The organism is Xanthomonas albilineans, from assembly GCF_009931595.1.
Classification (GTDB): Bacteria; Pseudomonadota; Gammaproteobacteria; order Xanthomonadales; family Xanthomonadaceae; genus Xanthomonas_A; species Xanthomonas_A albilineans.
The window spans coordinates 1,236,337-1,262,208 of sequence record NZ_CP046570.1; the positions used below are offsets into that span (position 1 = coordinate 1,236,337).

Sequence of the window (25,872 nt, forward strand, 5' to 3'; positions counted from 1 at the left end):
GAGTCGGCATGAGCATCCGTCAATTGCCCGAGATCCTGATCAATCAGATTGCTGCGGGCGAAGTGGTGGAGCGTCCGGCCTCGGTGGTCAAGGAGCTAGTGGAGAACGCGCTGGATGCCGGCGCGCGCCGTGTGGACGTCGACCTGGAAGAGGGAGGCGTGCGCCTGATTCGCATCCGCGACGATGGTAGTGGCATCCCCGCCGAAGAGTTGCCATTGGCGGTATCGCGGCACGCCACCAGCAAGATCGCCTCGCTGGATGATTTGGAAACGGTCGGTACGCTTGGGTTTCGCGGCGAGGCCTTGCCCTCGATTGCGTCGGTCAGCCGCTTCACCCTGGCCTCGCGCCGTGCCGACGACGCGCACGGCGCCATGTTGCAGGTGGAAGGGGGCAAGGTCGGTGCTGTGCAGCCGCACGCGCAGTCGCCGGGTACCACGGTAGAAGTGCGCGAGCTGTTCTACAACGTGCCGGCACGGCGCAAATTCCTGCGCGCCGAGCGCACCGAATTGGGCCACATTGAGGAATGGCTGCGTTCGCTGGCGTTGGCACGCCCGGATGTGGAACTACGGGTTTCTCACAACGGCAAGCCGTCGCGGCGCTACAAGCCCGGCGATCTCTATTCGGATGCGCGCCTGGGCGAAACCCTGGGCGAGGATTTCGCCCGGCAGGCGTTGCGGGTGGATCACAGTGGCGCGGGACTGCGCCTGCATGGCTGGATCGCGCAGCCGCATTATTCGCGCGCCAGTGCCGACCAGCAGTACCTGTACGTCAATGGCCGTTCGGTGCGCGACCGCAGTGTCGCCCACGCGGTGAAGATGGCCTATGGCGACGTGCTGTTCCACGGTCGTCAGCCGGCTTATGTATTGTTCCTTGAGTTGGATCCGTCGCGCGTGGATGTCAATGTCCATCCTGCCAAGCACGAGGTGCGTTTCCGCGATGCGCGCCTGATCCACGACTTCGTCTACCGTACCCTACAGGACACGTTGGCGCAGACGCGTGCCGGCAGCCTGCCCAGCACGGCGGCCGATGCGCCAGTGCAGACGTTGCCGACGCATGGCTCGGGAGCTGGCGCATGGCCGCCGCCGCGCGCATCGGTAGGTGGTAGCAGCGGTAAGGGGGAGGGTGCGCAATGGCGGTCGGCGCAGTCGCCGCTCGGCTTGCGCGTGCAAGAGGCGCCTGCGGCGTATGCGGCGTTGTACGCGGCGTCGGCCGATTCGGGAAGTACGGCGGCTCACCTGCCGAGCCCGCCACAGGACGCGGCAGGCGGGTTGCCGCCCACCGCGCCAGACAGCGGCGTGCCACCGCTCGGTTACGCGATTGCGCAATTGCATGGCATCTATATCCTGGCCGAGAACGCAGAAGGTCTGATCGTGGTCGACATGCATGCCGCGCACGAGCGTATCGGCTACGAGCGATTGAAGAGCGCGCACGATGGCATCGGCCTGCATACGCAACCATTGCTGGTGCCGATCACCCTGGCGGTTGGTGAGCGCGATGCCGATACTGCCGAGCGCGAAGCGCAGACGTTGGCCGCGCTTGGATTCGAGGTCACTCGCAGTGGACCGCAGTCCTTGCACGTGCGCAGCATCCCGGCCTTGCTGGCGCAGGCCGAACCGGAGGCGTTACTGCGCGATGTGCTCACCGATCTGCGCGAGCATGGCCACAGCGGTCGTGTCGCTGGCGCGCGCGACGCGCTGCTCTCGACCATGGCTTGTCACGGCGCGGTGCGTGCCAACCGGCGCCTTACGTTGCCGGAAATGAATGCCTTGCTGCGCGATATGGAAGCGACCGAACGCTCCGGACAATGCAACCATGGACGTCCGACCTGGGCACGCTTTACCTTGGCCGAAATCGATCGTTGGTTCTTACGGGGGCGTTGATGGACAAGTGGGCGAAGTGGCTATCTGTGCTGCTTGCACTGCTGGCCATGGGAGGATGCAGTAGACAGGCGTCGGCACCGGTTGCGTCGAAGAGCGTGGACGCGCATTTTCTGGCCGACGAACAGGCCTGGCGCGCGCAGCGTCTGCGCGAATTACAGGCTGCCGACGGCTGGACCAGCCTGGTTGGCCTGCATTGGCTGGAGCCGAAGGAACACTACATCGGCAGCAGCCCGAGTAGCGGCATCCGGCTGGCGTTCGGTCCGGCGCGGATGGCCTTGGTATCTCAGGTGCAGGGACAGGTGTATCTGACGCCCGAGCCCGGTGCCGCGCTCCGCGTGGACGGCACGCTGCTGCAAGGGCGCATCCGCCTGTACAGCGACCACGATCCGCAGCCGACGGTGATCGATTTCGATGACGGCAAAGGCAAGCTCAGTTTGATCGAACGCGGTGGTCGCTATGCGTTGCGGGTCAAGCATGCCGATGCGCCGAGCCGGCTGGGTTTCGCCGGACTGCAATATTGGCCGCTGGCCGAATCCTGGCGCGTGCGGGCGCGTTTCGTACCCAATCCGCCCGGTACTAAGCTGCAAATTGTGGACATCATCGGCGTCAGCACCGCATTGCCCAATGCCGGTGCGTTGGAGTTCGAGCGTGGCGGGAAACGCTTCCGGTTGCAGGCGATCGGTGCGCCTGGACAGCCGCTGTTCGTGGTGTTCGCCGACCGCACCAGCGGACGCGGCAGCTATCCGGCGGGGCGTTTCCTGGACGTGCCTGCTCCGGCGGCAGACGGCAGCGTGGTGTTGGACTTCAATCGTGCCTATAACCCTCCATGTGCCTTCACCCCGTTCGCGACCTGTCCGCTGCCGCCGCCGGAAAATCGCCTCGATCTGGCAGTGGATGCTGGCGAGAAGGTCTACGCCGCTCACCATTGAGGCGAGGTTCCCGATGACTCCGTTATCGCGTCTGTTGCGCAACGTGCTGCTGGGAGTGTTGGTGTGCCTGGGGCTACCGCTTCTTGCAAGTTCTCCGTCATTGGCGGTTGCGCCGGCCTCGATTACGCCACCCACGCCGTTGCTGTGGAAGGTGATTGGCCCGCGTGGCACGCTGTATCTGCTGGGTTCGTTTCATCTGCTCAAATCGGAGGACTACCCGCTTGCGCACGAGGTCGATGCCGCATACGCGGCATCGACGCGACTGTTGTTCGAACTGGCGCCGAAGGACGTGGATTCGCCCCAGTTGGGCGCGCAGATGCTGCAGGCGGCGCAGCGCCACGATGGCAAGCGCTTGCAGGACGATTTGGATCCGGCGACGTGGCAACGCTTGCGTCGTTACGCGGCCGGGCACGGCTTGCCGCTGGCGCAGATGAGTGGGTTGGAACCGTGGTTCGTCGGTCTGAGCATCAGCATCGCTGATATGAAGACGCAGGGGCTGCAGGCCGATGCTGGTCTTGATCGGCATTTTATGGAAATGGCAGTGCAGGCCGGTAAGTCGGTGGAAGGATTGGAGAGCGCATCGACACAGATCGCGTTGCTACAGGGCATGGACCCTGTGGAGCAGCGGCAGATGCTGACCGAGGCGCTGGACGATGCCGAGCAGGGCGCGACGCAGACTCTGCGCTTGCACGACGCCTGGCGTGGTGGCGACGAGCGCCAGCTGTGGCAGGAGCTTGGCGTGCAGATGAAGCACGACTATCCGCGTCTGTATCAGCGCATCGATGTGGAGCGTAACCGAGCCTGGTTGCCGCGGCTGGAGCAACGTCTGCAGGATGGTCAGGGCGACACGTTGGTGGTGGTCGGCGCGCTGCATCTGCTTGGCCCGGACGGGGTGGTCGAGGGATTGCGCGCGCGGGGTTACAAGGTCGAGCGGCTTTGTGCGGGTTGCCGCACAACGCCAGCGCGGCAACGCTGAGTTTCGTGTCGTGCCATGCTTGGCACGAGATGAGCGGGCAACAGACAGCGCTGGATGCGGATCGCAACCGGATGGGACGACACGCGACGGATCTTGGGCGCGCGCATTCTTCCCGATACGCAGTATGGGAATTTAGCGCTGTCGCGATTTCGTCGATGTGGCGCCGGCTGGCGGTTCGCTGGGCTTGTTTGCACCAGCGGCGGGGCGGCCGAAACCGCTGCCAAGGTTGCGCTGGAATTCCTGCCACAACTCCAGGTTACGCTCGGTCAGCTGGTTCATCATCGTCCATGGCGTTTGCCCCAGCAAGTTGCCCATCTGCTGACGGAACTGCTGCTGCTGGTCCAGGAACACCTGCATGCTGCGCTCCAGATAGTTGCCCATGAAGCCCTGCAGCGAGTCGCCGTAGAAGCGGATGATCTGGCTGAGCAACTGGGTGGACAGCATCGGTTCGCCGTCCTGCTCCTGGTCGGCGATGATCTGCAACAGAACCGTGCGGCTAAGGTCTTCGCCGGTCTTTGCGTCGCGTACCTCGAATTCCTCGCCGTCGATGATCAACTGGCGGACGTCTTCGATGGTGATGTAACTGGAAATCTCGGTGTCGTAGAGGCGGCGATTGGGATACTTCTTGATGATGCGGATCTCAGCCATGAAGCGATCGCTCTTTGACGGTAGGCGCGCAGCATGGCGCAGCGCACCAGGGCTTGCAACTGTCGCAGTGCGTTGAATGTTCTAGATGTCATCTGAAAAATGCTGCGCAGCATGCCGGACAGGTTGCGCAGCATAGGTTGCAGGCGGCGAGTTGTGGCGTTATCGCGTTGCTACCGATCGCATGCCGGGGGGCGTGCATCACCAGCCCATGTGGTGGCCGCCGTTGATGTCCAGATTCGAGCCGGTGATCCAGGCCGCCTCTTCCGCCACCAGGAACGCCACCGCGTAGGCGATCTCCCCCGGCTTACCGAGGCGTCCGGTGGGGATGTCGGCGATGATCTTGGCGCGCACTTCCTCCGGCACGGCCATGACCATGTCGGTGGCGACGTAGCCGGGCGAGACGGTGTTGACGGTGATGCCGTAGCTGGCGTTCTCGCGTGCCAGCGAGATGGTGAACCCATGCATGCCGGCTTTGGCAGCGGCGTAATTGGCTTGGCCGTACTGGCCCTTGAGGCCGTTGATCGAGCTGATCTGGATGACCCGCCCCCAGCGCTGCCGGCGCATGCCCTCGATCACCGGGCGGGTGACGTTGAACACCGAATTGAGATTGGTGTTGATGACCTCGTGCCACTGCTCTGCGGTCATTTTGTGGAAGGTGGTGTCGCGGGTGATGCCGGCATTGTTGACCAACACCTCGATCGGACCGAGTTGGCGCTCGACCTCCTGCACCAGTGCCTGCGCGTGTTCGGGCGAGGCGACGTCGCCGGCGATGATGGCGACCTCGCAGCCGCGCTCGCGCAGGCGTTGCTGCCAGGCTTGGGCCTTGGCCGCGTCGCGATAATTGCTGGCGACGCGGTGGCCTTGCGCGGCCAGCCGCTCGCAGATCGCGGTTCCAATTCCGCCGGTACCGCCGGTCACCAGCGCAACGCGTGATGTCATGAATTTTGCTCCGAAGCAATTGGGGGAAGTGCGGCCGCAGCGCGACCGGGCTTCCGATTCTAGTCAGCCTTTAGGGCGCTGTGGATGTTTAAAGTACATCTCACGTGTTAAGAACTCCTGCGTCGGCAGCTGCGCTGGATCGAACGCGCGCTGCGCCGCCGTCAGCAGTGCGGATACCTCACCGATGCCGGCCAGTACCGCTGGCGCCTGTCCTAGCGCCGCCCAGACCAGGCGCAGCGCTGGCAGTGGGTCGGCATCGTCCAGCGGCAGCGCCGCATCCGATTTGGACAGTTTGCGTCCGTCGGCTCCAAGCAGCAGCGGCAGGTGCAGATAGCGCGGGGTCGGTAGACCCAATGCCCGTTGCAGCAGGATTTGCCGTGGAGTGGAATCGAGCAGGTCGGCACCACGCACGACGTCGGTGATGCCTTGTGCTGCATCGTCGACCACCACGGCCAGTTGGTAGGCCCAGCAGCCGTCGGCGCGCAGCAGCACGACGTCGCCGACCTCGGCGTGGACGTCCTGAGTCAGTGTGCCGCGCAGGCCATCGTCGAACGCGACCACGCTGGCCGTGCCGGGGGCTACTCGTAGGCGCAGTGCTGGCCTGGGCCGTGTCTGCGTCGCGACGCAGCGATGATGTACTCCGCCCTGGGCGGCCAAGTCGCTGCGACTGCAACTGCAGGCGAAGGCTTGGCCGGATTGCCGCAGTTGCTGCAGTGCGCCCTGGTAGGCCGTCTCGCGCTCGCTCTGGCGCAGAACCGGTCCGTCGGGCTCCAGCCCGCAGGCGCGCAGGCTGGCGAGCTGGCGCTCGGCGGCGCCGGGGATGATGCGCTGCCGGTCCACGTCCTCGATGCGCAGCAGCCATTCGCCGCCAGCATGGCGTGCCAGCAGCCAACTGCCGAAGGCGGCCAGCAGCGAGCCCAGATGCAGCGGGCCGGTGGGCGAGGGCGCGAAACGGCCACGGTAGAGAGACGAGGACATGGATAAGCTGAATCCTCACGCAGATACGCGCTTGAATTCAAGCCGCCCGCACCGCAGATTCTACCCGACGACTTTTACTCTTACCTTGCGGAGCGCGCGCGCATGTTCAATCGCATTGTCCTGTTCCTCATCACCAACCTGGCGGTGCTGGTGCTGGCCGGCATTGTCATGTCGGTGTTCGGCATCAACCCCAATCAGATGGGGGGTTTGTTGGTGATGGCCGCAGTGTTCGGCTTTGGCGGGTCGCTGGTGTCGCTGTTGCTGTCCAAGTTCATGGCCAAGCGTGCCACCGGCGCGCAGGTGATCACCGAGCCACGCAACCACACCGAGCGTTGGTTGCTACAGACGGTGCAGCGCCAGGCCCAGGCTGCCGGCATCGGCATGCCGGAGGTGGCCATATACGATGGCCCGGAAATCAACGCCTTTGCCACGGGCGCCAACCGCAACAATGCTTTGGTGGCGGTGTCCACCGGGCTGCTGCACAACATGACCGAAGACGAGGCCGAAGCGGTGCTCGGTCACGAAATCAGCCACATCGCCAATGGCGATATGGTGACGATGGCTTTGTTGCAGGGCGTGCTCAATACCTTCGTGATCGTGCTGGCGCGGGTGGTCGGCGGTGTGCTGGACAGTTATCTGGGAGGCAACCGCGATGACCGCCGGGGGCTGGCGTACTACGCGATCGTGATGGTGCTGGAGTTGGTGTTCGGTCTGTTCGCGACGATGATCGCGATGTGGTTCTCGCGCTACCGCGAGTTTCGCGCCGATGCCGGCGGCGCCAGCCTGGCCGGCCGCGCCAAAATGATCGCGGCGTTGCAGCGGCTGGAACTCAACCATGGGCAGAGCACGTTACCGTCGCAGGTTCAGGCGTTCGGGATTGCCGGTGGGTTGGGTCAGGGACTGCGCCGTTTGTTCATGAGCCATCCGCCGTTGGCCGAGCGCATCGCTTTTTTGCGCGCTTCGCAGTTCAATGCGACGGTGAGTTGATCAGTCGGCACCGCAAAGGACTATACGAAGGTCTAGTGTCTTGGCGTTTTCGCAGGCATTGCGTTCGAAGCGAAAAGACGCGGGGGTCAGTTGAAGTCGAAGTTCATTTCCCCTGTTGCCAAGCCGACGAATTCGCCTTGCATGTAGTCGATTCCGGCGTTGAACAGCAGGCTCATCGAGGTGGCGTCTGAGACGAATTCGGCGATGGTACGGATGCCAGCCGATTGCGCGCGCGCGGTGATCTCATGGATTTTGTCCTGTTGTTCGCGCGTCTGGGTCAGGTCCCGTGTGAAGTCGCGGTCCAGTTTCAGAAATGCGGGCTGGAAGTGTGCCAGCAACTGGAACGAGTCCAGGCCGGAGCCGAACTGTTCCAGCCCGACCTTGCAACCTAGCGCGGTGGCGTCGGCGAGAAACTGTTGCGCGTTGCGCAAGTGGGTGAACACCTTGGCCTCCGGTGTCTGCAGCCACAGCCGCGCGCCTGGCACGCTATGTTTAGCTAGTTCGCGCTGAATCAGTTGCACCATCTGCGCGTCGGCGAATGAATCCGTGGTGATCTTGACCAACACGCTGGTTGTATGGCCAGCGCGTTGACGTTCGCCGATCACCGCGATCGCGCGGGAGACGACCCAGCGGTCGATCTCAGCCATCATGCCGTACTCGGTGGCGATGCCCAGGAAGGTGCCCGGTCTGATCAATTCATTGTTGAGTTCCAGGCGTAAATAAGCCCCGTACAGTTCGTGCGGCTCGCCCTGTAGGTTCACCAATGGCTGGTAGTGCAGCAGGAAACCGCCATCGGCCAGTGCTTCGTGCAGATGCTGCACCCAGCGCTGGATGCGCTCTTCTTCCAGACGGTCGGCGGCGCCGGGGTCGAAGATCTTGCAGGCGTTGCCGCCAAGTTCGATGTTGGTTTGCACGTTTTCGCTGGCACGGGCCAGAACCTGACCGACACTGGCGATCTTCTCGCCAATCTGCACGCCGCCGATGCTGACCGTCACCGTCGCCGAGCGTTCACCTACACTGAGTACCTGGCTGGCGTAGGTATGCAGTAGACGTTGTGCCAGCGTGGAGGTGCGCGCGTAGTCGCCTTTCAGCAGGAGTGCAAAATTGTGTTCGCCGAAACGCGCCGCTTGCACGTCGCTGTCGATCGCTGCGGCCAAGTGCTTGGCCAGTGCGGCGATCAGGACGTCGGCCGAGTCCAGGCCGATATCGGTCACCAGCCGCTTGTAGTGATCCGGTTCGACGAGCAGAAAGCCGAATTGGCCATCGCCGCGGCCGACTTGGGCCACCGCGTTTTCCAGCGCCAGCATAAAGGTGGGGCGGTTGAGCAGGCCGGTGACCTGGTCGCGCTGACGTAGGCCCTCGACTTCACGCGCTAGTTCAGGGTCGAGCTCCTCGCGGCGCCTGAACACCACTTGCACGCAGGCCTCGCCTTCGTAGCTGGCCGTGGCGAACTCCATCGTCGCCGGGAAACTTTCGCCCTCCAGTGTGCGTGCGTCGACCTGATACTGCGCTGGAGGCGGTTCTCCCTTGCTTAGCGATTTGAGTAGTTGTTTGAAGTCTTCCACGTGTTGCGGAGCGAGCATGTCCAGCAGCGAGATGCCTTCGACCTCCTCGAATGAGGTGAACCCGAACATCTCCAAGTACGCATCATTGGCACGAATGTGCATGCCTTCGTGGATGTAGGCAATCGGATCGCGCGAGGACGCGATCAGTGCGTCGCAGCGGCGTTCGGTTTCGCGCATTTGCGCTTCGATTCGGCGCAACCCGCGTCTTGCCTGCAGGTCGGCCCAGGTGGTTCGCATCACCATCAGCAGTTGTTCCGGACGTTGCCGCAGCGCGATCGCGCGCGCGCCGCTGGAGAGTGCGCCGCTCCAGACGTCCTCGTCGATGCGTTCGCTCAGCATGATGACCGGAATGTCCTTGCCGCTGGTTGCCACGCGTTGCAGCACCTGTGTCAGCGGGATCGCCTGCGCGTGTGCGCTGAGTACCAGGTCGATCTGCTGTGTAGCAAGCATGGCGTCCAGTTCGTCGGCGTGTTGCGGCCGCGAAGGGCGCACGGCGATGCCGCTATTACGCAGGCTGCTGACGATCGCTTCGGCATCTTCGCCGCTGTCGTCGACGATCATCAGGCGCAGTGGGTTGTCTTTGCCGTTATGCATTCGGAACTCCAAGAGTGGAATCTTAATACACGAGGGCCGTCGTGGCGTCCATGCGCCAGCTCAGAAAATCTGTATCTCGCCCGGCCGGCACAGCCAAGCGTAGTAGCCGGACCGATTCACACGCAGCACCCTGTACATCGCGCTCTGCCTGAATTTCCGACAATACGTCTGAATGAAGGCGTGCGTTGCCTTTACCACTTGGTAAAGTGGGCTGCGGCCTTTTTAAAGATGTCGCGCTCGGTACTCGGAATCCTCATGAACCACGCGTGCATTACGGTTCCTGCACGCCGTCCGCACCCACCAGGCGGTTGCTCAGTCGTTTTGTTGGTCGCTCTTAGCCACCTTGAGCCCGCGATTGGTCAATTGGCGAGCCGCTTCTATCTTGAAACCATCCGCATTACGCTTGTTGCTCATGGACACCTTCGGGCTTGCCATTTTCCATGGCACTGAGATTTCTAGAAAACACGGGGCGATTCACGATGGCTTGCGTCGCGTATCGCGCGGGCTTGCGTGTCGGCAGTGTGCGTCGGCATCTCGTCTAGAGGGATGTACTCAGGCCGCGCTACCGGCGGCGTGGCCGGAGGCCCAGGCCCATTGGAAGTTGTAGCCGCCTAGCCAGCCGCTCACGTCCAGTACCTCGCCGACGAAGTACAGGCTGGGAATTCTGCGCGATTCCATCGTCGTCGAGGACACCTCGTCGGTATCCACCCCGCCTAGGGTGACCTCGGCGGTGCGATAGCCCTCGGTGCCGCTGGCCACCAGCGGCCACGCGCCGAGCAGCGCGGCCGCGGCACGCAGCTGCGGTTCGTCCAGTTGGCGTACTGGTTTGTCCGGCAGCCACACCTCGCACAGGCGCTGCGCGAAGCGGCGCGGTAGGGCGTCGCCCAGCACGGTGCGTAGCTCGGCGGCGCCACGCAGGCGCTTTTGCGCGCGCAGCCAGGCGGCCGCATCCTGGCCGGGAAGCAGGTCCAGGCGCAGATCGTCGCCCGGCTGCCAATATGATGAGATTTGCAGGATCGCCGGGCCGCTGATGCCGCGGTGGGTGATCAGCATGAAGTTGCGGAAGCTGGCGCCGTTGCAACTGGCCTCCACTGGCAGCGCCAGTCCGGAGAGGTCGTGCAGGCGTTCTTGATGTTTGCCGCTAAGGGTCAGTGGCACCAGCCCGGCGCGGGTTGGCAGCACGGCGTGACCGAACTGGCGGGCCAGTGCATAACCGAAGCCGCTGGCGCCCAGGCTTGGAATGGAGAGGCCGCCGCTGGCCACCACCAGTGCGGCGGTATGCACCGGGCCGTCGTCGGTATCGAGGTGGAACCCGTCGCCGCCGCGTTCCACGCGGTGCACGCTGCACTGGGTGCGCAGGTTCACCCCGGCTGCGTCGCATTCCTCCACCAACATGCGCACGATTTGCTTGGAGGAGATATCGCAGAACAGCTGGCCAAGTTCCTTCTCGTGGTAAGTGATGCCGTGGCGTTCGACCATCTGAACGAAATCGGCTGGACGATACCGCGCCAACGCCGACTTGCAGAAATGTGGGTTGGCGGAGAGGAAATTGTCCGGGCAGGTGCCGGTGTTGGTGAAGTTGCAGCGTCCACCACCGGACATCAAGATCTTCTTGCCGACTTTGTTGGCGTGCTCGATCACCCGTACCCGGCGACCGCGCTGGCCGGCGGTGAGCGCACACATCAGCCCGGCGGCGCCGGCGCCGATCACCGCGACATCGGTGCGGATCGGCGCAGATGTCGCGTTCATGCCGCGGCTTTGCGTACCGTCGGGGTGAACGTGACGCTGCCGTTGTCGCCCAGCAATTGCACCTCGCCGTCCTGGATGACCACATCGAAGCGCATGCTGCGCTCGATCAGCGCGGCGGCGGCGGCAATCGCATCGGCGGGCAGGTCGATCACCTGCACCGGCTTGAGCTTGAGCAGCGCACTGGCGTTCTTGTCCCACCAGATATCCGCTGCGCGACCGCCGTAATTGACCACGATCACCGCCCGGGCGCGGCCACAGGCCTTACGCAGCCGTGATTCGTCGGGTTGGCCGACTTCGATCCATTGCTCGATCGCGCCGGTGTAGTCCATCCGCCACAGATCCGGCTCGTCGTCGCTGCTCAGGCCTTTGCCGAACAGCAGGCGGTCTTCGGCGTAGAGTGCGAAGGCGAGCAGCCGTGCCATCAGACGCTGGTCGGTCTCGGATGGGTGCTGGGCCAGTGTCAAGGAGTGCGCTGCGTAGTAAGCGCGGTCCATGTCGGAGATTTGCAGTTCCGCTTTGCGGAGTGTGGCGGTGAGGGCCATGCGTCGACCGGTGGCGAAGGGCGGCTATGATACTGCGTGACTGTCGCCGATCCGACGTTTGGTTGCGTTTCAACGCGCCGGGCGCCTCATTGCCGCTTTTGCTCGCCTGCTGATGAGCCAGAGCATGCACGGATATCAGCAAGAAGATCGGCTGTTTCATGCCTGACTTTAGAGTTCCGTACAGTTATTACTGTGATTTCGAGCACTTTGTCTACATAAAATTGTCGCTTTTTGACTGCTATCCGCGTACAGTGACCTCACTGTGTTTGCTAGAGTCACCGTGAATCGTGGCTTGGTGCAGTAGATCCTCAGATCCGCTTCATCGTTCCGCTTTACAAACGCCTGCAACTCAGTCTCGGCCCCGATCTCCGGTGGCTGCGATTTCTTAATTTATCAATAGTTTCAGGAGTTTGTAATGAGCGCACAAAACGCAGGTTCTACCCAGGGTCGTCGCCTTCAGGGCACTGTAAAGTGGTTCAACGATGCCAAGGGTTTCGGTTTCATCACCCCGGAAGCCGGCACCGATCTCAGCGACCTGTTCGTGCATTTCCGCGCGATCCAGGGCACCGGCTTCAAGTCGTTGCAGGAAGGCCAGAAGGTGAGCTTTGTCGCCGTCCAGGGCCAGAAGGGCATGCAGGCTGACCAGGTGCAGGTCGTCTAAGGACGTCTGCCACCGCAAGGTCGCCTAACGCCGGGAGCGCAAGCTTCCGGCGTTTTCGTTTTTGCGCCCTTGCCGCAAGAGCCGCGCAGGCCCGCGGTCGCAACGTCGGTGACGCGGTGTTCGCGATGTTGCGCCGGCAACCCTGCCACGCGGGGCTACCATGGCGATCTTCGTGTTGTCGGAGCCGTTGCCATGATTGCCGTGCATCACCTCAATCAGTCTAGGTCGCAGCGTGTGTTGTGGTTGTTGGAGGAGCTGGCGCTGCCGTACCAGGTGGTCAAGTACCAGCGTGACCCTCGGACCATGCTGGCGCCGCCCGAACTGCGCGCGATCCATCCGCTTGGCAAGTCGCCGGTGTTGGTGGACGAGGGTTACGTCCTCGCCGAATCGGGCGCGATCCTGGACTATCTGGTGGACCGCTACGACAGCGAACGCAGGCTGTCGCCGCCGCTGCAGCCGTTGGATTCGCCCGAGCAGCTGCGCTACCGTTACTGGATGCACTACGCCGAGGGCTCGGCGATGCCGCCGCTGCTGATGAGCCTGGTGTTCGCGCGGATCCGTTCGGCGAAGATGCCGTTCTTCGCGCGCCCGATCGCCAAGGCCATTGTCGACAAGGCCGTGGAGGGGTTCGTCGGGCCGCAGTTGACTGTGCACCTGGACTGGATGGAGCGAGAACTGGCAGCGACCGGTTGGTTCGTCGGTGATCGCTTCACCGCCGCCGATGTGCAGATGAGTTTCCCGATTCAAGCGGCGGCGGCGCGCATCGGCCTGCACGCGCATCCGAACCTGGCCGGGTTCGTGCAGCGGATCGAACACCGCCCTGCTTATCTGCGCGCGCTGCAGCAGGGCGGCCCGTTCGCTTTGCTCGGTGCGGGGGCGGATGGCTGAGCCTGGGTTGGCGGCGCGGATCTGCGCCTGAGTCATGCCGGTTCAGGGCTGTGCAGGGTGGGCCGCACAGCGGCGCACGAAGGCGATGCTGTCGGTCATGACCGGTAGCGCCGGATCGTCCTTGCGTAGCGCCAGCAACAGGCCCATGTGGCTGACGCCGGGATAGGTCTTGAGTTCCGCCGGCACGCCAACGCCCTGCAAGGCCGTCTGTAGTGACTTACTGTTGCGCGCTTGCACGGTCTTGTCGGCGTCGCCGTGCAGCAATAGCGTCGGTGGCTCGTCGCCATCGACGAACGCCACCGGCTGTGAGCGCTGCTGCTGCGCGGGATCGCGACCGAATATAGCGATCAGGTCGGGATCGGTCAGTGGTAGGAAATCGTAGGGGCCAGCGAGCCCGACCAAGCCGCACAGTTGCCGTGGCGACATGCCATGCGACTGTAGCCAGTGGCCGTCGGTGGCGAGCAGTGCGGCCATGTGCGCACCGGCGGAGTGACCCATCAGGACCAGCTGTCGTGGATCGCCGCCGTATTCGGTGGCATGGCGCTGGCTCCATGCCACCGCGGCGGCGGCGTCGTGCATGAAGCCGTCGAGGCTTACCTGCGGATACTTACGATAATCGGGCACGATTGCGACCACGCCGTGCCGTGCTAGCGCTTCCCCGGCCCAGCGGTATTGCTGACGGGTTCCGTGCTTCCAGGTGCCGCCGTGGAAGAACACCACGACTGGCGCGTCCTGTGCGGCCACCGGCCGGTAGACGTCCAGCGCCAGGCCGTTGGCGGGGTCGTACACGATTCCGCGCTGCTCGGTCAATCCATGACGCGAGGAACCTGCATTGAGGCCGGCGAAGAAGACGCTGCTGCAGGCCGAGACCAGTAGAGTGGATGCTGCGATCAGTAGGTGGCGTGGCCAGCGTAGCCGCAACGGATGATCTGACATGGAATAGATGCCTGAAAAAGGCTGTAAGGATGCGTTAGTGGGATGTCAGCGAAGAGTGTACAGGGCCATGGGCGGGCCGCCGTGGTGCTTGTAGACCATTTGGTATGCAATTTGCGCTGCGGTTTTCGCGCTGGAACGGGGTTGGTGGTCCTGCCGGTGCGTGCGCGACGTTGAGCATCCGCGCGGTGGTTCGTGGCCTGCGCCGTCGCATAGCGGGGTCGTGTCGCGTACGCGACGAACCAGCGCCGCACGATTCCAGTTTGGCGCTGGCGCCCGCTGCCTCTAAGCTGGTGGCATGCCACCTTTGCGCTTTGACAATCGATTTACCGCCGAATTGCCGGGTGACCCGGAAACCAGCCCGCGCCGCCGTGAGGTGCTGGGCGCGCTGTGGTCGCAGGTCGCGCCGACGTCGGTGCCGGCGCCGCAACTGTTGGCATACTCGCGCGAGGTTGCGGCCATGCTTGGATTGTCGGAGCAGGAGGTGCTGGCGCCGCACTTCGCCGCAGTGTTTGGTGGCAATGCTTGCGATGCGGGCATGCGACCGTATGCGGCGAACTACGGCGGGCACCAGTTCGGGCATTGGGCCGGGCAGCTGGGCGATGGCCGTGCGATCGCCCTGGGTGAGGCGCTGGGCGAAGATGGGCGACGTTGGGAACTGCAACTCAAGGGCGCTGGGCCCACCCCGTATTCGCGCGGCGGCGACGGACGGGCGGTGCTACGTTCGTCGATCCGCGAATTCCTGTGCAGCGAGGCGATGCATCACCTTGGTGTGCCCACCACGCGCGCGCTGAGCCTGGTCGGTACCGGCGAGACGGTGGTGCGCGACATGTTCTACGACGGCCATCCGCGCCCCGAGCCGGGGGCGGTGGTATGCCGGGTGGCGCCGTCGTTCGTGCGCTTCGGCAGTTTCGAGCTGCCTGCCGCGCGCGGCGACACGCTCTTGCTAAGGCGCTTGGCCGACTTCGTGATCGCGCGCGATTTTCCGCACCTGCAGGCAAGCGGAAACGACCGCTATGCCGACTGGTTCGCCGACATCTGCGTGCGCACGGCGCATATGGTCGCGCATTGGATGCGGGTGGGATTCGTGCATGGGGTGATGAATACCGACAACATGTCGATCCTGGGGCTGACCTTGGATTATGGTCCCTACGGTTGGATCGACAATTACGACCCGGACTGGACCCCCAATACCACCGACGCGCAGGGACGTCGTTATCGTTTCGGTACCCAGCCGCAGTTGGCGTACTGGAACCTGGGGCGGTTGGCGCAGGCGCTGGTGCCGTTGTTCGACGAGGTTGCGCCGTTGCAGGATGGTTTGATGCGGTTCAGCGCCGAATACGCGCAAGCCGAGCGCGATACCACGGCGGCCAAGCTCGGTCTGGCCAAGTGCGAGGACGAAGACTTGACGCTGATGCGTGATTTACTGGCATTGCTGCAGCAGGCCGAGGTAGATATGACCCTCTGGTTTCGCGGTCTGAGCGCGCAGCCTGTGCAGGCGGGGACACCTGCACAGGCATTGGCGGCGCTGGCCGATGCGTTCTACGACCCGGCGCAGTTGGCCGCGCAGGCGGCGATGTTCGAGTCGTGGCTGCAGCGCTACGCGCAGCGCCTAGGGCGGGACCCGCTGTCGGCATCGGTGCGCGCGGCAAAGATGCGTGCAGCCAACCCGCGCTACGTGCTGCGCAACTATCTGGCGCAGCAGGCGATTGATCGCGCGGAGCAGGGCGATACTGCGGGTATCGCCGAATTGCTGGAGGTGATGCGTCGTCCATACGAGGATCAGCCTGGACGCGAGGCCTTCGCGGCGCGGCGTCCGGATTGGGCGCGGACCCGTGCCGGCTGTTCGATGCTGTCGTGCAGTTCCTGAGTGCATAGGCGTGCATCGGGGCGTGTCGCATCATTGCCTTCGCCAAGAATCTTGTGTGCGGTGCGTTAACGATGGGCCGAATCGACATGCGCCATGGTCGCTCGCGCCGCTGCCGACCTGCGGGTTATGCTGGAGATAGTGGTCGCCGTCGAAGTAGCCGGCTAGCCGCTCCAGTCGATCGTGGATCAGAATGTCGTCGACGAATGCAGCCACCAGCGTCTTGTTTGCCTGGGTTTTGTCAAGGTCCTCTGCCGTTGTCGGTTCGTCGATCACCGAGCGTCCACTTGGAGTGCGAGTGGTCGGCTTCGCTTGCAGATTGTCCCCGTGCTTGATGATTTTGCCGTTTACAAAGTGGAAGATGTCGGAACCGATCTTCGGGCCAAAGAAGTCGTATTCCGTGTGTGGGAAGACGTGGTCGCCGTCCTGGAAGACGCGCGCCGTATGCACTTTTGTCGACCCCTTGGGCAGCGCTTGCAGCACCGCAGCGAAGCCGCTAGGCCGTCTGTGAACGCGGTGTGTGAGTGGTTGTGCGTCCCTTCATGAATGTTTTTTTGTCTTTCAGTAAAGTAAATAATTGCCCTCTCTTTACCCAGGATCAAGCGCATGCCCGCGCCATTTGCCCGGTGGCGTCGCTGTACGCTGCTTTTGATCCTGTCCGTTGCTATGTTGGTGTCCGCTGGTTGCAAGGGCGTGGGTGGAGTATCGCCGCCATCATCGCCGAAGACGGTCGAGGTGGTGACGCTGCGGCCGCAGCGCGTCGCGTTGAGCGTCGAACTGGCGGGGCGTACCGTCGCCTCTGAGGAGTCGGAGGTCAGGCCGCAGGTCAGCGGCATCCTGCGCCGGCGGCTGTTCGAGGAGGGGGCGACAGTGCACGCCGGGCAGCCGCTGTTCCAGATCGAACCGACTCTGTATCAGGCCGCCGTCAATCAGGCGCAGGCCACTCTTGCCACGACCGAAGCGACCCTGGCCGCTGCCACCTTGCGCGCCGAGCGCTACCGTGCATTGGGCAAGTCGCAGTTGGCCGCGCAACAGGACGTGGACGACGCGCAGGCTGCCTACAAGCAGGCGTTGGCCGGTCGCGACGCGCAACGCGCGGTGTTGGACACGGCCCGCACGCAGCTGCGTTTCGCCACTGTGCTCGCGCCGATTGGTGGCCGCATCGGCCGCGCCCGGGTGACGCCGGGTGCCCTGGTCACCGCCAACCAGGCCGATGCAATTGCCAAGATTCAACGATTGGATCCGATGAACGTGGACATCACCCAGTCGAGCAGTCAGTTCCTGGCGCTGCGTCGGGCGATTGCCGCTGGTGGCGTGCAGCAGGCCAGCGCACCGGTGCGGTTGACGCTCTCCGACGGCAGCACATACCCGTTGCCAGGCATGCTGCAGTTCGCCGATATCGACGTGGATGAAACCACCAGTACGGTGACTCTGCGCGCGCGTTTCCCCAATCCCGACGTGCAATTGCTGCCTGGCATGTATGTGCGCGCGCTGGTCGGGCAGGGCGTCCGTCAGCAGGCGTTGCTGGTGCCGCAGGCGGCGGTGGACCGCACCCCGCGTGGCGATGCCGTGGTCTGGGTGGTCGGTGCGGACGATGTGGTGCGCCAGCGCCAGTTCACCACCTCGCGCGCGGTGGGCGACCAGTGGCTGGTCGGCGAGGGACTCAAGCCGGGTGAGCGGGTGGTGGTGGCGGGCCAGCAGGGCCTCAGCGATGGGGCCAGGGTGGTGGTGAAGTCCCGCGTTGCCACTGCCGCCCTCGGCCAAGGCTGAGCCGGCATGCTGCCGCGTTTCTTTATCCACCGCCCGATCTTTGCCTGGGTGCTGGCGATTTGCATCATGGCCGCTGGCGCCATCGCCGTGTTCACTCTGCCGGTGGAACAGTATCCGGACATCGCCCCGCCCACGGTCAATGTGAGCGCCACTTACAACGGTGCCTCGGCGCAGACGGTGGAGGACAGTGTCACTCAGGTGATCGAGCAGCAGATCAAGGGCATCGACCACCTGCTGTACTTTTCCTCGACCAGTTCCTCGTCCGGGCAGGCGCGTATCAGCATCACCTTCGACCAGGGAGCCAATCCCGACATCGCCCAGGTACAGGTGCAAAATGCGGTCAATCAGGCGCTGAACCGCTTGCCGCAGGAAGTGCAGCAGCAAGGCGTGACCGTGGCCAAATCGCAGGGCGACAGTTTGATGGTGGTGGCGTTGTACGACACGACCGACAAGCTGGACAACGTCGATATTTCCGACTTCCTGGTCAGTACCTTGCAAGATCCGATCAGCCGCATCGACGGCGTTGGCGAAATCAACGTGTTCGGCGCGCAGTACGCGATGCGGGTGTGGTTGGACCCGCACAAGCTCGATGCCTACAAGCTGATGCCCAGCGACGTGCGCAGTGCGATCCTGGCGCAGAACACCCAGGTCACCGCCGGCGAACTCGGAGCCTTGCCGACCGTGGCCGATCAGGCGCTCAACGCCACGGTGACCGCGCAGTCGCGGCTGCAGACGCCGGAGCAATTCCGCAACATCATCCTGGCCACGCGCGAAGACGGTTCCAGCGTGCGTCTGGGCGATGTGGCGCGGGTGGAAATCGGCGCGGAGAATTATCAAAACACCACCACGCTCAACGGTCATCCGGCATCCGGCTTTTCGCTTACGTTGTCCTCCGGTGCCAATGCACTGGCCACTTCCGATGCGGTGCGCGCGACCATCGAACGGCTTAAGTCGACGTTTCCACCCGGTGTAAAAGTGGCATATCCACGCGATAGCACGCCGTTCGTGCGGGTCTCGATCGAGGGGGTGGTGCACACGCTCGTCGAAGCCATCTTACTGGTGGTCGTGGTGATGTTTTTGTTTCTGCAGAACGGCCGCGCCACGCTGATTCCCGCGATCACCGTGCCGGTGGTGCTGCTGGGCACCTTCGGCATTCTGGCCGCAGCCGGCTTCACCATCAACACACTAACCCTGTTCGCCATGGTGCTGGCGATCGGTCTGTTGGTGGACGACGCCATCGTGGTGGTGGAGAACGTCGAGCGGATCATGCACGAGCAGCATCTGTCGCCGCGCGAGGCGACCGAGTGTTCGATGGGCGAGATCACGGGTGCGCTGGTCGGTATCACGGTGGTGCTGGGTGCGGTATTCCTGCCGATGGCGTTCTTCGGTGGTTCCACCGGCATCATCTATCGGCAGTTCTCGATCACCATTGCTTCAGCGATGGCGCTTTCGGCACTGGTCGCGCTGACCCTGACCCCGGCACTGTGCGCGACCTTGCTCAAGCCGGTGGAGCAGGAACGCAAGCTGAGTCGCTTTTTCCAATGGTTCAACCGTAGCGTGGAGCGTGGCCAGGACGCGTATCAGCGTCGTCTTGACACACTATTGCGGCGCCCCCGGCGCTGGATGGCGTTGTACGCGTTGGTGGTGCTGGCGATGGTCGTGCTGTACGCACGGACACCGACGGGCTTTTTGCCGGTGGAAGACCAGGGTCAAGTACAGATCCAATTCACCACGCCGGAAGGGACGCCATTGGCCAAGACCCAGGCACTGGGTAAACGCATCGGCGACTATTTCATGACTCACGAGAAGGATAATCTCACCGCGATTTTCATGGTTATTGGGCGCAACAACGCTGGCATCGGCCAGAACGCCGGGCAGGCGTTCCTGGCACTCAAGCCCTGGGGCGAGCGCAACCGCGACAATACCGCGCAGGCGATCATCGACCGCGCCAATGCGTATTTCCGCGACTCGGGCGACGCCAAGATCAGCGTGCTGTCGCCGCCGGCGGTGCGTGGCTTGGGGCAGTCCAGCGGATTCGAACTGTGGATCCGCGATACCGACGGTGCTGGCCGGCCGGCGTTGCTGAAGGCGCAGCAGCGGGTGCTCAAGCAGGCCGGCGACGATCCGCACCTGACCGCGGTGCGGCTCAACGGCTTGGGTGACAAGCCGCAGTTGCAGGTGGAAATCGATCATGCCCAGGCCAGTGCGCTAGGTCTGGCGCCGAGCGATATCAATGCGACCTTGGCCACCGCCTGGGGCGGTAGCTATGTCAACGATTTCATCGACCGCGGCCGGGTCAAGCGCGTCTATATGCAGGGGGATGCGCCGTACCGGTCGCTGCCGGAGGATATCGAGCAATGGTACGTGCGCGGTAGCGGTGGGCAGATGGCGCCGTTTGCCAGTTTCGCCAGCACCAAATGGACCCGTGGGGCGCAATTACAACAGCGCTTTAACGGCTTGCCGGCGGTGCAGATCCAGGGCGCCGCCGCGGCCGGTAGCAGTTCTGGCGAGGCGATGCAGCGGATGCAGGGGCTGGTCGCTCAGCAGGCCGGCTTCGACCTGCAGTGGAGTGGGCTGTCTTATCAGGAGCAATTGTCGAATAACCAGACGCTGCGGCTTTACATCGCTTCAATCCTGTTTATTTTCCTGTGCTTGGCCGCGTTGTACGAAAGTTGGTCGGTTCCGGTGGCGGTGCTGCTGGTGATTCCGCTGGGCGTACTTGGCACCGTGACGGCGACGACGCTGGCCGGCTTCGTCAACGACATCTATTTTCAGGTTGGTCTGCTGACCACGATCGGCCTGTCGGCGAAGAACGCGATCCTGATCGTCGAGTTCGCCGAGTCTGGGCAGCGTGCCGGACGGCCGTTGTTGGAAGCGGCGCTGGAAGGCGCGCGGCTGCGGTTGCGACCGATCGTGATGACCTCGCTGGCCTTCGTCGCCGGTGTGCTGCCGCTGGCGCTATCCACCGGCGCCGGTGCCGCGAGTCGCCGCGAGATCGGCGTCAGCGTGATCGGTGGGATGCTCTTCGGTACCGCGCTGGCGATTCTGCTGGTGCCGTTGTTCTTCGTACTAGTGCGGCGCGCGTTGTTGCGCGATGGTGTTGACGCGGCAACGGTGGTGCGCAGTAGCGGGTAGGATGGCCATCTGCTCCTGAACCATCCCGGCGGCGAGCTGGGACGTATCACCATGACCGATGCCGTCCCCGATTCCCGATGACGGCCCGGCGTACGTCAGAGCGGACTCACCCGGAAGCGGCGGCCTTTGATCTTGCCCGCTTGCAGTTTCGCCAGCGCCTTGCTGGCCTGGGCGCGGGCGATGGCGACGTAGGAGCGGGTAGGGTAGATCGCGATTTTGCCGATGGCCGCGCCGGACAGGCCGGCCTCGCCGGTCAATGCGCCGAGGATGTCGCCTGGACGCAGTTTGTCGGTCTTGCCGCCATCGATGCGCAGCGTGACCATCGCTGCTTGTGGCAACTGTGCCGGGCGCGCGGTGGCCAGTGGTGCGCGCGACCAGCGCAGCGGCAGGCTCTGTTCGGTTTCCAGGGCCTGCGCGCGCTGTAGTTCGCGCGGCGCCACCAGACTCAGGGCCAAGCCATGCTTGCCGGCGCGAGCGGTGCGGCCGATGCGATGGCGATAGGTCTCGGTGTCGGTCGGCAGTTCGTAGTTGAGCACGGCGGCCAGATCCTCCACGTCCAGCCCGCGCGCGGCGACGTCGCTGGCGACCAGCACATTGCAACTGCGGTTGACGAAGCGCACCAACACCTCGTCGCGATCACGCTGTTCCATGTCGCCATGCAGCGCCAACGCCGAGAAGCCGAACTGCTGCAGCGAACTGGCCACCTCGTCGACTTCCTTGCGGGTATTGCAGAACACCACGCTGGACTCTGGCGCGAAGCGCAGCAGCAGGCCGGCCACGGCCTTCTGTCGGTAGCTGGGGTCGACCTCGAAGAACTGCTGGTCGATCTCCGGTGCGCTCTCGGCGCCAGCGACGGTGATCTCCGTCGGATCCTTCAGCAGTTCGCGTGCCAGCGCGCGGATCGTCTCGGGGAACGTGGCAGAGAACAGCAGGCTCTGGCGGTGTTTGTCGCAGCGGCCAGCGATCTCGCGGATCGGCTCCTCGAAGCCCATGTCGAGCATGCGGTCGGCCTCGTCCAGCACCAGCGTGCGCACTCCACCCAGGTGCAAGACACGTTTGCGTGCCAGTTCCTGGATGCGGCCGGGCGTGCCCACCACCACTTGCGGATCGTGTGCCTCCAACGAGGCCAGTTGCGGCGCCAACGGCATGCCGCCGGTCAGCACCACCAGTTTCATGTTGGCAATGCCGGTGGCCAGCTTGCGCACCTGCTTGCCGACCTGGTCGGCCAGTTCGCGGGTCGGGCACAGCACCAGCGCCTGTGCGCGGACCAGGGCTGGATCCAGTTTGTGCAACAGACCCAGGCCGAAGGCGGCGGTCTTGCCGCTCCCGGTGGGCGCCTGCACGATGACGTCGTGGCCGGCGAGGATCGGTGGCAGGCTCTGCGCCTGCACGGGCGTCATCGTGGTGTAGCCCAGTGCGTCGATGCCGGGTGCCAACGCAGGGGAGAGGGACAAGATGTCGAAATCGGTCATACGCCATTTTAAGCGCAATGCACACAAATAGACTGGGACGCGACATCGCGCGCGCATCGCGGTCCTGGCGGATCGGTGCCTGGAACCCGGATGCGATGGCGTGCTTACTGGCGGCATGTGCGGTTTGCAGCAGGTGTGGCACTGCGATCTCGGTTTGCCGCAGCGTCATCCGCTGTGCTGTCGCCGGGGTTCGGAGATACAGTGCCGGATCTTTGGTCGTCGATGCGTGCGGCCTGCTCCGTATTCGGTGAAGGACGCCTCGAAGTACAATGGCGCAATGCCTCTCATCACTCTGCACAACCTCGACTACAGCGTCGGCGGCCCACTGTTGCTGGAAAAGACCGCACTGACGATCGAGCCGGGCGAGCGCATCGCCCTGATCGGCCGCAACGGCGCCGGCAAATCCACGTTGATGAAGCTGATCGCCGGGGAGTTGAAGCCTGACGACGGCGAGATCCGCGTGCAGCAAGGCGTGCGCATCGCGCGGCTGGAGCAGGAGGTGCCGCATGGCGCAGCCGGCAGTGTGTTCGACGTGGTCGCCGATGGTTTGGGCGAATTGGGTCACTGGCTCGCCGAGTTTCATCGCCTGAGTCATGCGCAGGACTTCGACGGTGAAGCGCTGAGCGAGGTGCAATCCAAGATTGACGGCGCCGATGGCTGGGCGCTGGATCGGCGCGTCGAGGAAACCCTGACCCGGCTGGAACTGGACGGCGACGCCGCGTTCGCGCGCCTGTCCGGAGGCATGAAACGGCGCGTGCTGCTGGCGCGTGCGCTGGTGTCGGCGCCGGATCTGTTGCTGCTCGACGAGCCGACCAACCATCTGGACATCGAGGCGATCGACTGGCTGGAAGGTTTCCTGAAAAGCTGGAATGGCAGCGTGGTGTTCGTCACCCACGACCGGCGCTTCCTGCGTGCGCTGGCCACGCGGATTGTCGAGATCGACCGCGGTCAGGTCAGCAGTTGGCCCGGCGATTGGGCCAACTACATGCGCCGTCGCGAGGAGCGGCTCAACGCGCAGGCGCAGGAGAACGCGCGGTTCGACAAACTGCTGGCGCAGGAAGAAGTGTGGATCCGCCAGGGCATCAAGGCCCGCCGGACCCGTGACGAGGGCCGCGTGCGAAGGCTGGAGGCGATGCGCCGCGAGCGCACTCAGCGCCGCGAACTGGGCGGCAATGTGCGCATGGAGGCCGCGCAGGGTGACTCCTCCGGCAAGAAGGTGATCGAGGCCAAGGCACTGCACTTCGCCTTTGGCACGCGCAGCATGGCGCGCGATTTTTCCACGACGATCCTGCGTGGTGACCGGATCGGCCTGATCGGCCCCAACGGCAGCGGCAAGACCACGCTGCTGAAGCTGCTACTGGGCGAGCTGGCGCCGGACAGTGGCGAGGTGTGTGCCGGGACCAATTTGCAGGTGGCCTATTTCGATCAGTACCGCGCGACCTTGCGCGAGGACTGGACTGCGATCGAGAACGTGGCCGAGGGGCGTGACTTCATCGAGATCAATGGCAAGCGCAAGCACGTGCACGGTTATTTGCAGGATTTCCTGTTCACCCCCGAACGCGCACGCGCGCCGATCACTCGCCTCTCCGGTGGCGAGCGTAACCGTTTGCTGCTGGCACGGCTGTTCGCGCAACCCTCGAACCTGCTGGTGATGGACGAACCCACCAACGATCTGGACGTGGAGACGCTTGAGTTACTGGAAGAATTACTCGGCGAATACACCGGGACCTTGTTGTTGGTCAGCCACGACCGCGATTTCATCGACAACGTGGTGACCTCCACCATGGTCATGGAGGGCGATGGCCGCATTGGCGAGTACGTCGGCGGCTACAGCGATTGGGTGCGCCAGCGTGCCGCGCCGCCGGCCAGCGCAATGGCGGTTGCCAAGGCATCGGCCACTGCGGCGGCGACGACCTCTGTACCCGCCGTTACGGCGGCAGCACCCGCCAAGCGCAAGCTCAGCTACAAGGATGCGCGCGAATTGGAACAACTGCCGGCGCGGATCGAAGCGTTGGAACAGCAGGTCGCAACGCTGACCGAGGCGATGACCGATCCGGCGTTCTACCAGGGCGATGCCGCCGCGGTGGCCGCCCATACCCAACTGTTGGCCCAGGCGCAGGCGGAACTCGATGCGGCGTATGCGCGGTGGAGTGCCTTGGATGGGTAGAGCCCGGCCGGTGGTGCCGTTGGCTGGAACCGGGAAGGGCAATGGCAACAGTGTGGTGTTGCCCTGCGACGATGACCGTCGTCGCATCGGATGCAGCGTTCCCGCTGCTGGAAAGAAACCATGACGCTGGTTCTTACCCTAGCGGGTCGCCGCTCTCGTCCTCTGCAACCTGCGTATCCCCCAAGAACGCGACGAAACTGATTCCCTGCCGTGCCCATTCTTTGGCCGCGTCGTCGAGTGTCTTTAACAGCAAATCGAATTCTTCGCGAGCCAGCGACTGGAGTGCGCCGGCGTCTTCCAGTAGCAGCGCGTAGCCGGTCATCGCGGGTAGCCAGGATAGGTCGCACAGGCCTTTGCTCAGCGCATCCCAGTTGCGACCGAAGCCATTCGGGAAGTCCAGTTGCGCGGCTATTCGCATCAGCAGCATCGCCTTGCCGGTGCAGCCGTGCAGGTCGATCCTGCACAGTCGTAGGCCAGCGTCGCGGGCGAGCGCGGCGACGCTGTCCAGGTCGCGGTTGCCGACGCGGTAGATGCCCGAGGTGGACGGCTCGGCGAGGTTCAATGCGAAAGGCAAGCCAGTCATTGCGTTTGCCCGGCTCTGGGTACCTGAACGTTGCGAAAGCTGGCGTCGTGGTCGTCGCTGTAATACCAAGCTTCTGGCGGATCGCCGCCGGTGACGATCCGCTCTGTGCCGCGGGCCGATGGGCTCGGAGTGTCAATCGTGTACTCGCGGTAATAACCGGGTGGGCGTGCTGGTAGCCGGTTGTCGCGGTTGGCGAGCACGCTGCCATCCTGGCGGTGCGGAAATGGTCCGCCATGCTGGATCAGCGCGATGGCCGCGCGGGCTTCCGGCGGCAGGAAAACCGGCCAAGTCTGCGTGGCTGGAGGCGTCGCGCGGGACATGCTGCGCGGGACGGCATATGGCGCTTGCGCCGCAGCGCCGAGCGCAGGCGCGAATTGCGGATGCGGCGGTTGCTGCAGTGCGCGGATGCCCCACAGCCCGACGATCAGCAACACGACTGCGGCGATCAACAGTACGGGTTTACGCATGGGGACTCCTGCAGGAACGGCGCGGGTGCCGCGCAACCGTTGCCATTGACCTAGTATGGGCGAGGCTGCCTGTTCCGCCTCTAAACGTTGCCATTTGCATTGGTGCTGGGCGCGATTCATGTCCGTGAGGGCGCGACGAAGG

At 64.0% G+C, this 25,872-nt stretch carries 21 protein-coding genes and 1 other RNA gene; 11 read left to right on the forward strand and 11 right to left on the reverse strand.

From position 1 onward, the window contains the following. The first annotated feature begins 8 nt into the window (after positions 1 to 8). The 3 genes from mutL to XaFJ1_RS05190 are packed head-to-tail and all read left to right on the forward strand — an operon-like array spanning position 9 to position 3,785. Positions 9 to 1,880: a DNA mismatch repair endonuclease MutL gene (mutL, locus tag XaFJ1_RS05180; protein ID WP_012915613.1), complete on the forward strand. Its 1,872-nt coding sequence runs from the start codon at positions 9 to 11 to the stop codon at positions 1,878 to 1,880. Further along, complete coding sequence (locus XaFJ1_RS05185; protein WP_012915614.1) at positions 1,880 to 2,809, forward strand: DUF1684 domain-containing protein; 930 nt, start codon at positions 1,880 to 1,882, stop codon at positions 2,807 to 2,809. Before mutL ends, XaFJ1_RS05185 begins: the two co-directional genes overlap by 1 nt. Before the next feature lie 13 nt (positions 2,810 to 2,822). Beyond that, the gene (locus tag XaFJ1_RS05190; protein ID WP_045756778.1) at positions 2,823 to 3,785 is read left to right on the forward strand and encodes a TraB/GumN family protein; all 963 of its coding nucleotides are present in this window, start codon (positions 2,823 to 2,825) and stop codon (positions 3,783 to 3,785) included. 132 nt (positions 3,786 to 3,917) lie between these two features. Here XaFJ1_RS05190 and phaR read toward each other — a convergent pair whose 3' ends face one another. The 3 genes from phaR to gluQRS all read right to left on the reverse strand — a co-directional run bounded on the left by phaR (position 3,918) and on the right by gluQRS (position 6,350). After that, the gene (gene phaR, locus XaFJ1_RS05195) at positions 3,918 to 4,433 is read right to left on the reverse strand and encodes a polyhydroxyalkanoate synthesis repressor PhaR (RefSeq protein ID WP_012915616.1); all 516 of its coding nucleotides are present in this window, start codon (positions 4,431 to 4,433) and stop codon (positions 3,918 to 3,920) included. Between the two features lie 198 nt (positions 4,434 to 4,631). After that, positions 4,632 to 5,372, reverse strand: coding sequence for an acetoacetyl-CoA reductase (gene phbB, locus XaFJ1_RS05200; protein WP_012915617.1), 741 nt, complete (start codon positions 5,370 to 5,372; stop codon positions 4,632 to 4,634). Between the two features lie 63 nt (positions 5,373 to 5,435). Further along, entirely contained in the window at positions 5,436 to 6,350 is a 915-nt protein-coding gene (gene gluQRS, locus XaFJ1_RS05205) for a tRNA glutamyl-Q(34) synthetase GluQRS (protein WP_012915618.1), read from the reverse strand. Positions 6,351 to 6,452: 102 nt separating this feature from the next. On the opposite strand from gluQRS, the gene htpX reads away from it, so the two are divergent. Continuing rightward, complete coding sequence (gene htpX / locus XaFJ1_RS05210) at positions 6,453 to 7,337, forward strand: protease HtpX (protein WP_012915619.1); 885 nt, start codon at positions 6,453 to 6,455, stop codon at positions 7,335 to 7,337. Between the two features lie 86 nt (positions 7,338 to 7,423). On the opposite strand, the gene XaFJ1_RS05215 is transcribed toward htpX, so the two are convergent. After that, a complete protein-coding gene (locus tag XaFJ1_RS05215; protein ID WP_012915620.1) occupies positions 7,424 to 9,496 on the reverse strand; it encodes an EAL domain-containing response regulator in 2,073 nt (690 codons plus the stop codon). A 255-nt stretch (positions 9,497 to 9,751) separates the two neighbouring features. Here XaFJ1_RS05215 and XaFJ1_RS05220 point away from each other — a divergent pair. Beyond that, positions 9,752 to 9,826, forward strand: a non-coding RNA gene (locus XaFJ1_RS05220) — sX9 sRNA. 222 nt (positions 9,827 to 10,048) lie between these two features. On the opposite strand, the gene XaFJ1_RS05225 is transcribed toward XaFJ1_RS05220, so the two are convergent. Further along, a complete protein-coding gene (locus XaFJ1_RS05225) occupies positions 10,049 to 11,245 on the reverse strand; it encodes a BaiN/RdsA family NAD(P)/FAD-dependent oxidoreductase (RefSeq protein WP_012915621.1) in 1,197 nt (398 codons plus the stop codon). Then, positions 11,242 to 11,787: a YaeQ family protein gene (locus tag XaFJ1_RS05230; RefSeq protein WP_012915622.1), complete on the reverse strand. Its 546-nt coding sequence runs from the start codon at positions 11,785 to 11,787 to the stop codon at positions 11,242 to 11,244. Before XaFJ1_RS05230 ends, XaFJ1_RS05225 begins: the two co-directional genes overlap by 4 nt. A gap of 415 nt (positions 11,788 to 12,202) precedes the next feature. Here XaFJ1_RS05230 and XaFJ1_RS05235 point away from each other — a divergent pair, with 415 nt between their 5' ends. Both XaFJ1_RS05235 and XaFJ1_RS05240 read left to right on the forward strand, forming a co-directional pair. Further along, the gene (locus XaFJ1_RS05235) at positions 12,203 to 12,448 is read left to right on the forward strand and encodes a cold-shock protein (RefSeq protein WP_012915623.1); all 246 of its coding nucleotides are present in this window, start codon (positions 12,203 to 12,205) and stop codon (positions 12,446 to 12,448) included. Positions 12,449 to 12,640: 192 nt separating this feature from the next. Beyond that, the gene (locus XaFJ1_RS05240; RefSeq protein WP_012915624.1) at positions 12,641 to 13,336 is read left to right on the forward strand and encodes a glutathione S-transferase family protein; all 696 of its coding nucleotides are present in this window, start codon (positions 12,641 to 12,643) and stop codon (positions 13,334 to 13,336) included. A gap of 42 nt (positions 13,337 to 13,378) precedes the next feature. On the opposite strand, the gene XaFJ1_RS05245 is transcribed toward XaFJ1_RS05240, so the two are convergent. Next, positions 13,379 to 14,272, reverse strand: coding sequence for an alpha/beta hydrolase (locus XaFJ1_RS05245; protein ID WP_012915625.1), 894 nt, complete (start codon positions 14,270 to 14,272; stop codon positions 13,379 to 13,381). A 295-nt stretch (positions 14,273 to 14,567) separates the two neighbouring features. On the opposite strand from XaFJ1_RS05245, the gene XaFJ1_RS05250 reads away from it, so the two are divergent. After that, positions 14,568 to 16,139, forward strand: coding sequence for a protein adenylyltransferase SelO (locus XaFJ1_RS05250; protein WP_012915626.1), 1,572 nt, complete (start codon positions 14,568 to 14,570; stop codon positions 16,137 to 16,139). A gap of 30 nt (positions 16,140 to 16,169) precedes the next feature. Here XaFJ1_RS05250 and XaFJ1_RS05255 read toward each other — a convergent pair whose 3' ends face one another. Continuing rightward, a complete protein-coding gene (locus tag XaFJ1_RS05255) occupies positions 16,170 to 16,619 on the reverse strand; it encodes a hypothetical protein (protein ID WP_012915627.1) in 450 nt (149 codons plus the stop codon). A 123-nt stretch (positions 16,620 to 16,742) separates the two neighbouring features. Between XaFJ1_RS05255 and XaFJ1_RS05260 the strand changes: the two genes are divergently transcribed. Next, a complete protein-coding gene (locus XaFJ1_RS05260) occupies positions 16,743 to 17,906 on the forward strand; it encodes an efflux RND transporter periplasmic adaptor subunit (protein ID WP_012915628.1) in 1,164 nt (387 codons plus the stop codon). A 6-nt stretch (positions 17,907 to 17,912) separates the two neighbouring features. After that, complete coding sequence (locus tag XaFJ1_RS05265) at positions 17,913 to 21,041, forward strand: efflux RND transporter permease subunit (RefSeq protein WP_012915629.1); 3,129 nt, start codon at positions 17,913 to 17,915, stop codon at positions 21,039 to 21,041. Between the two features lie 95 nt (positions 21,042 to 21,136). Here the strand turns inward: XaFJ1_RS05265 and dbpA are convergent, their stop codons facing one another. Further along, entirely contained in the window at positions 21,137 to 22,513 is a 1,377-nt protein-coding gene (gene dbpA / locus XaFJ1_RS05270; protein ID WP_012915630.1) for an ATP-dependent RNA helicase DbpA, read from the reverse strand. 277 nt (positions 22,514 to 22,790) lie between these two features. Between dbpA and XaFJ1_RS05275 the strand changes: the two genes are divergently transcribed. Beyond that, positions 22,791 to 24,680, forward strand: coding sequence for an ATP-binding cassette domain-containing protein (locus tag XaFJ1_RS05275; RefSeq protein WP_045757228.1), 1,890 nt, complete (start codon positions 22,791 to 22,793; stop codon positions 24,678 to 24,680). A 133-nt stretch (positions 24,681 to 24,813) separates the two neighbouring features. Here the strand turns inward: XaFJ1_RS05275 and XaFJ1_RS05280 are convergent, their stop codons facing one another. Both XaFJ1_RS05280 and XaFJ1_RS05285 read right to left on the reverse strand, forming a co-directional pair. After that, positions 24,814 to 25,263, reverse strand: coding sequence for a barstar family protein (locus XaFJ1_RS05280; RefSeq protein WP_012915632.1), 450 nt, complete (start codon positions 25,261 to 25,263; stop codon positions 24,814 to 24,816). Then, a complete protein-coding gene (locus XaFJ1_RS05285; RefSeq protein ID WP_012915633.1) occupies positions 25,260 to 25,730 on the reverse strand; it encodes a guanyl-specific ribonuclease in 471 nt (156 codons plus the stop codon). The genes XaFJ1_RS05280 and XaFJ1_RS05285 overlap by 4 nt, the downstream gene beginning before the upstream one ends. Positions 25,731 to 25,872 lie beyond the last annotated feature (142 nt).